Annotated in this window: 6 protein-coding genes and 1 pseudogene; 6 read left to right on the forward strand and 1 reads right to left on the reverse strand. The window is 27.1% G+C overall.

Translation table 11 applies throughout. The features are described 5' to 3' along the window. Positions 1-129 precede the first annotated feature (129 nt). A complete protein-coding gene (locus VLM92_RS00005) occupies positions 130-771 on the forward strand; it encodes a lactate utilization protein (RefSeq protein WP_325274306.1) in 642 nt (213 codons plus the stop codon). Positions 772-938: 167 nt separating this feature from the next. Continuing rightward, complete coding sequence (locus VLM92_RS00010; RefSeq protein WP_325274307.1) at positions 939-1,832, forward strand: YegS/Rv2252/BmrU family lipid kinase; 894 nt, start codon at positions 939-941, stop codon at positions 1,830-1,832. Between the two features lie 45 nt (positions 1,833-1,877). Here VLM92_RS00010 and VLM92_RS00015 read toward each other — a convergent pair whose 3' ends face one another. After that, positions 1,878-3,542 (reverse strand): glutamine--tRNA ligase/YqeY domain fusion protein, encoded by a 1,665-nt coding sequence (locus VLM92_RS00015; protein ID WP_325274308.1) that lies wholly within the window; start codon positions 3,540-3,542, stop codon positions 1,878-1,880. 312 nt (positions 3,543-3,854) lie between these two features. Between VLM92_RS00015 and VLM92_RS00020 the strand changes: the two genes are divergently transcribed. The 4 genes and pseudogenes from VLM92_RS00020 to VLM92_RS00035 all read left to right on the forward strand — a co-directional run. Continuing rightward, the gene (locus VLM92_RS00020) at positions 3,855-4,502 is read left to right on the forward strand and encodes a DUF2140 domain-containing protein (RefSeq protein WP_325274309.1); all 648 of its coding nucleotides are present in this window, start codon (positions 3,855-3,857) and stop codon (positions 4,500-4,502) included. A 40-nt stretch (positions 4,503-4,542) separates the two neighbouring features. Beyond that, positions 4,543-5,124, forward strand: a complete 582-nt coding sequence (locus tag VLM92_RS00025; protein ID WP_325274310.1) for a TVP38/TMEM64 family protein — start codon at positions 4,543-4,545, stop codon at positions 5,122-5,124. A 93-nt stretch (positions 5,125-5,217) separates the two neighbouring features. Further along, positions 5,218-5,781, forward strand: a complete 564-nt coding sequence (locus VLM92_RS00030; protein ID WP_325274311.1) for a hypothetical protein — start codon at positions 5,218-5,220, stop codon at positions 5,779-5,781. 93 nt (positions 5,782-5,874) lie between these two features. After that, a pseudogene (locus VLM92_RS00035) lies at positions 5,875-6,093 on the forward strand (hypothetical protein); the annotation flags it as partial.

Genomic DNA, 6,093 nt, shown 5'->3' on the forward strand with positions numbered 1-6,093 from the left:
ATTTTATTAAACATAGATAATTATGGTAAAATATAAATAATAAGACTATTAGGTGATCGTCAATTAAAACAAATTTGAAAATGATAAAATCATAAAAATAAAAGAAATATTTTTTAGGAGGAATATATAATGGATAAGAATGTGGTTTGGGTTAATGAACAAAAAATAGAAAGAACTATACAAGCCTTAGAGAAAAATAATATGAAAGGTTACTTAGTTAAAAACAAAGAAGAGCTTTTAGAAAAAATACAAGAATTAGTAAAAGAAGATTCTTTAGTTGGCTGCGGAGGATCTATGACTTTATTTGAAACTGGAGTGATAGATTTTTTAAGAAGTGGAAAATATAAATTCTTAGATAGATATGAGGCAAATCTTACACAAGAAGATTTAAAAGAAATGTATAGAAAAACATTTTGTGCAGATGCATACTTTACTAGTACAAATGCAATAACAGAAAATGGTGAACTTTATAATGTAGATGGAAATGGGAACAGAATAGCAGCTATGCTTTATGGTCCAGATAAAGTTATAGTTATAACAGGTGTTAATAAGATAGTAAAAAATGTAGAGGAAGCAATTAATAGAAATAAAGAAATATGTGCACCAGCAAATGCGAAGAGAATAGGAACAAATACACCATGCAAAACTACTGGACAGTGTATGGATTGTAATAGTCCTGATAGAATATGCTGTGAATATACTCTTATAAAAAGACAAAGAATGGCGGATAGAATTCATGTAATATTTATAAATGAAAATTTTGGATACTAATTCTTAAAAAGAGTACATTAAGCAATTTTAAATGTACTCTTATTATATATGCAAATATGTACTAACTATGTAATATTAATGAATTTATTGATAAATAAGATTTTGCTATTAATCATATACTATAGTATATAATAAATGTAAGTCACCAAGGGTAGCAAGGAGGAAATATGAAAAAGGTAAAACTTATATACAATCCAAATTCAGGTGAAAAAAGAATAATTAGTGTATTAGATGATATTATAAAAGTATATCAGCAAAATAATTATATGCTTATACCTTATAGATTAAATAAAGAAGAGCACATAAGTAAAGCCTTTTTAGGGATAGATGATACATATGATCATTTATTATTAGCAGGTGGAGATGGTACGGTAGATATAGTATTAAATTCTATGAAGGAATTTGATATAAATATACCAATTGGAATTTTACCAACTGGAACTGCTAATGACTTTGCTAATGCCTTAAAAATTCCTTGGGATGTTAAAGATGCTATAAAAGATATAATCAATTCTACTTCTAAAAAAGTAGATATTGGAAAAATAAATGATAAATATTTTATAAATGTAGCGAGTGCAGGAATGTTTACGGATGTATCTCAAAAGATAAATCCAGATTTTAAAAACTATATGGGAAAAGTATCCTATTATATAGCAGGAATAGAAGAAGCACTTCATTTAAGAAAATTTAAAATAAATGTCCACTCAAAAGAAGTGAATTATGAAGGGGATATGTATCTTATGTTAGTTTTTAATGGTAAAACGGCTGGAAACATAAACTTAGCATATAAAGCTGAAGTAGATGATGGATATTTAGATGTTATAATATTTAAGGCCATGCCTATACCAAAGTCTATTCCTATGCTGATTAATATATTAAAAGGAGAACACTTAGATCATTATAATGAAGATGAACTATTATACTTTAAAACAAAGAAGGTTTTAATAGAGTGTAGTGATGATTTGATAACTGATATAGATGGAGAAAAAGGACCTGATTTTCCGCTCAACATAGAGTGTATCAAAGATGGAATAGAGATATTAGGATACCGTAAGGATTAATATACATACAAAAGGGAATGATATTTATCATTCCCTTTTTAGATGCTATTTTCCAGGTTTAAAAGAGCTCTTAAGAGGAACTACTCTATTAAACACTAAATTTTCATTAGTAGTGTATTTGTTATCAACACTGAAGAATCCATTTCTTACGAATTGGAACTTATCTAAAGATTTTGCATTCTCAAGTTGAGTAGGCTCAGCAAAACCTTGTAATATTTCTATTGAATTAGGGCTTATTTGCTCTAAGAAGTGCTTTCCTTCGTTTTCAGGAGCATCATCAAGTATTAATGGCTCATATAATCTAAACTCGCAAGGAAGAGCAGTTTTAGCTTCAACCCAATGTATAGTAGATTTTACTTTACGTCCAGTAAATCCTGAACCACTCTTTGTTTCAGGGTCATAAGTACAGTGTACTTCAACTATATTTCCATTTTCATCTTTTATAACATCTGTACACTTAACAAAGTATGCACCTTTTAGACGAACTTCATTTCCCGGGAATAGTCTGAAGTATTTCTTTACAGGTTCCTCCATAAAGTCATCTTGTTCTATGTATAATTCTCTACCAAATGGTACTAATCTAGTTCCTTTAGTTTCATCTTTTGCATTATTCTCTAATTTTATCATTTCAACTTCGTTTTCAGGATAGTTTGTTATAACTAATTTAAGTGGTTTTAAAACACCCATAGCAAGAGGAGCTTTTGCTTGTAAATCTTCTCTTACGAAGAAGTCTAACATTTGGCTATCTACTTTAGAATCAGCTTTAGCTACACCTATTTCACGACAGAAGTTACGTATAGATTCTGGTGTATATCCTCTACGTCTAAGTCCAGATATAGTAGGCATACGAGGATCATCCCATCCATCAGTTACACCTTCATCAACAAGTTGTTTTAATTTTCTTTTACTCATAACAGTATTTGTAAGGTTAAGTCTTGCAAACTCTATTTGTCTAGGAACTGATTCCATTTCACATTCTCTAACGAACCAATCGTAAAGAGGTCTTTGATCAGCAAACTCAAGAGTACATATAGAGTGAGTTATACCTTCTATAGCATCTTCTAGTGGATGAGCAAATGCGTACATAGGATATACGCACCACTTATCACCTGTATTGTGATGAGTAGAGTGAGCTATTCTATAGATTATTGGATCTCTAAAGTTTATGTTAGGAGAACTCATATCGATCTTAGCTCTTAAAACTTTTTCTCCATCTTTAAATTCTCCATTTTTCATTTTTTCAAATAACTCTAAGTTTTCTTCTATAGATCTATTTCTATATGGACTTTCTTTACCAGGTTCTGTTAAAGTTCCACGATATTCTCTTATTTCATCTTGAGTTAATTCACATACATAAGCTTTCCCTTTTTTTATTAAAAGTACAGCTCTGTTATACATTTCATCAAAGTAGTCTGATGCAAAGTATAAGTCGTTCCAATCAAATCCTAACCACTTTACATCTTCCTTTATAGAATTTACATATTCTACATCTTCCTTAACAGGATTTGTATCATCAAATCTTAAGTTTACCTTACCTTTAAACTCTTGAGCTAAACCAAAGTTAAGGCAAATACTTTTTGCATGACCTATATGTAAATATCCGTTTGGTTCAGGTGGAAAACGAGTTATGATACTGTCATGTTTTCCTGTTTCTAAGTCATTTATAATAATATTTTTTATAAAGTTAGATGAATTATTTTCATTTGACATATATAATACCTCTCAATTAATTAAATTTTCTCTATAGTAAATAAAGATACTATAATCCATACTATTGATTTTAATCTAATATTGGAAAAAAATAAAGATATAATTATTTAAAAATAAAATCTTATCAAAATATATATACTTAACAGTATTATACAAAGTAATGAAATTTATAATAATAATTATAAAAATTTTATAAAATTCATATCTTAAATTTAAAAAGTAAAAATATAATCATCAATAATAATATTTAACAAATGGAATACTAATAATAGATATATAATAAATTTAGGAATATTTTAAAGAGGTGATTTTATGAAAAAGAGTTCAAAGATAATAATAAGTATTATTATTGTTTTAGGGATAATATTACTTGGTATATATTATGCCTTAATACCAAGAGATAGAGTTAATATAGTAGAAGGTAAATTTATAACTAGTGAAGAATTATTAACGGGTTCTTTTATAGATTATTTTGAAGTACTTGAAAATCCACTTAGACTAGAAGGAAAAATAGCTATATCAGATGAGGAGTTTAAAAACGTAGTTTATACAGTAATGACAACATATGATATACAAGAACTTAAAAATGTATATATAGATGTTAGCAACAATGCCATAAAGGTTATATCTCCTTATAAAGTATTAGGACTTATAGATAGTCAAATAGAAGTAAATTTAAACCCAAGTGTAGTTGATAATAATTTAAATATTAAATTAACAGATTTTAAACTAGGAAAGATAAAAATAAGTGATAAAACTGTAAGCGAAAAATTAAAATCTTACGAAGATAAAATACCATTTATAGTTAAAGATGGCGTTATAGTAGTAGATAAAAGTTATACTTATCCGATGACATTAAATGATATTAAGATAAAAGAAAAAGAGATTATATTAGACATTCAATTAGAAGTTAATAATTTTATAGATTTTATATCAAAATACAAAATTAAAATAAAGTAATAATAAATTTAAAATGGCATAAATCTAGGAGTAGTTAATTATGGATCAAATATTATATTCACTAGCGGATCATAAAGTATTAGCTGTTATAGGAGGGTTTGTTTTAATAGTAATAGAAACTTTTGCACCAGTATTACCACTACTTGCAATAGTATTAGCAAATGCTTTTGTACTTGGAATGTGGATGGGATTTTTAGTATCATGGATAGGGTCTAGTATTGCTTCGGTATTACTTTACTACGCAGCTAATAAATTTTCTAAATGGAAGTTTTTTAAAAGATATAAAAACAATGATAAAGTAAATAAAATAATAATTTGGATAAAAAAACAAGGGTTTAACACTATGTTTATATCTTATGCATGTCCTTTTATTCCAGATTTTTTAATAACTATAGCATCAGGGTTTGCTGGATTAGATATAAAAACATTTATACCTGGAATGGTATGCGGTAAATTTGTAATGTTTTTGCTTATAAGTTATGTAGGGGAAGATGTAGGAGAGTTTTTTTCTCAACCAACAAAAATTATATTATTTTTAGTTGCAATTTTAGCATCTTGGATAATTGGACATCGTGTAAATAATAAGATTCATAATGGAAATATAAATCATAAGAAAAAATAGAAATATAGAAAAATAACATTTGTAATAGACTTAATCTTATGATATAATTTTATAGTTAAACTTGATTAATACTGAAATTAAGGGGAGAACAATATGAAAAAGATATATATAGTAACAACTTATACTGGAACCGTATTATCTTACCTTATAAGAAACATAAGTAAAACCCCATACGCACACGTATCAATAGCTTTAAATAAAGAATTAAAGCCAATGTACTCATTTGGAAGATTAAATCCTAAAACGCCAATTTTTGCAGGATTTGTGGAAGAAAATATAAATGAAGGACTGTATGCTATTAGGAAAAATACTATGTGTAGGGTGTATTCATTAGATGTTACAGACTTACAATATGAAAAAATATATAAAAATATAATGGAAGTTAGTACAAATAGAAAAGAATATGATTATGATGTTAAAGCACTTATATATTTATCTGTAGATAGACCTAGAGAAAAAGAATACAAGTACGTATGTTCTCATTTTGTAGCAGATATGTTACAAAAAAGTGGAGTTGAAATTTTAAATAAGTATTCATATGAAACAAGACCTAATGATTTTTATGACTTAGAATGTTTCACATTAGAGTATGAAGGATTATTGTCAAGATATTCTACACAAGAACAATTATATGTACCAAATATGGCAAAAGCATAACAAATACCTCTTATATTAATAAGGGGTATTTATTTTTTGTAAATATATGGATATAATGTTATTAATGACTATTTAGTTTGAAAGGAGTATTAAATGAAAAAAATTATCCAAATATATGGGATAGCACTTGTAACTATAGCTATATACGCATTTATTAAGTTACCAGTATTAAGCTTAGATTTCATATCATGTATTTCAGTGCTTACAATATTCTTTGGTTTATCGGGAATATTAGATATGATGCTTGATAGAGGAGAAAAGACATCTAAAATTGCTAAATACAATTTCAGTATAGCGATTGTTTTAATAATT

This window comes from Romboutsia sp. (assembly GCF_035470145.1).
Lineage (GTDB): Bacteria > Bacillota > Clostridia > Peptostreptococcales > Peptostreptococcaceae > Romboutsia_D.

Coding starts and splice junctions, on each gene's coding strand:
- VLM92_RS00005 (WP_325274306.1), top strand. CDS start 130: ATGGATAAGAATGTGGTTTGGGTTAATGAACAAAAAATAGAAAGAACT.
- VLM92_RS00010 (WP_325274307.1), top strand. CDS start 939: ATGAAAAAGGTAAAACTTATATACAATCCAAATTCAGGTGAAAAAAGA.
- VLM92_RS00015 (WP_325274308.1), bottom strand. CDS start 3,542: ATGTCAAATGAAAATAATTCATCTAACTTTATAAAAAATATTATTATA.
- VLM92_RS00020 (WP_325274309.1), top strand. CDS start 3,855: ATGAAAAAGAGTTCAAAGATAATAATAAGTATTATTATTGTTTTAGGG.
- VLM92_RS00025 (WP_325274310.1), top strand. CDS start 4,543: ATGGATCAAATATTATATTCACTAGCGGATCATAAAGTATTAGCTGTT.
- VLM92_RS00030 (WP_325274311.1), top strand. CDS start 5,218: ATGAAAAAGATATATATAGTAACAACTTATACTGGAACCGTATTATCT.